Annotated in this window: 1 protein-coding gene; it reads right to left on the reverse strand. The window is 54.8% G+C overall.

What is annotated here, in order from left to right:
• On the reverse strand, positions 1 to 644 hold a 644-nt coding region (locus ACQY6F_RS18970), incomplete at both ends, for a LamG domain-containing protein (RefSeq protein ID WP_428776680.1).

The raw sequence follows: 644 nt of genomic DNA on the forward strand, positions 1-644 counted from the left end.
TGGGAAGCAAAATGGTACAGCGAACCGGTCACCGGAGTGTTGTCGACCTCGCTACCGGGGCTGGTGGGCAGGGTGAGGCTGATTTGGCCTGGATTGGTGCCTTCCGGGTTGTCATACAGCTGCCAGGCTTCCTGGCTGGTTAGCGGCCGGTCGTAAACCCTAAACTCATCCAGGCCTCCGGTGACCAGAGAGCCATCAGCCAGGTTTTTGCCGAACTCAACTTTAAAGTTCCACCAAGGTTTGGCTGGGGGCGCGATGCCACTGATATTGGCTACCTGCTGACCGTTTTGATAGGCCGTCAGGGTGTCGCCATCGTAACTGAGCGTCCACTGGTTCCATTGGTCAATGGGTTTGAGTTGTTGTTCTGTCGGCAGTTCTGTCAATACTTCGGAGTTCATCACCAGACGAACCGCGTTATTGCTATTGACGACAAATTGCAGTTTGTCCCAGCCCGGACCTATACTGGTGTAATTGGTCACGCCTTCCGCGTAATCGAGTTTCATCCAGAAACTGACCGAGAACTGGTCGGCCTGCCAACCAGAGAAAGCATGTTCGAGCCGGTCGCCGGCTCCTTGAATAAATACGGCGTTCCCGACGGCGCCGGGGCCAACCTGGTAAGAACCTAAAGTGTCAAACGGTGTATT

It is taken from the genome of Vibrio sp., from assembly GCF_050299255.1.
Classification (GTDB): domain Bacteria; phylum Pseudomonadota; class Gammaproteobacteria; order Enterobacterales; family Vibrionaceae; genus Vibrio.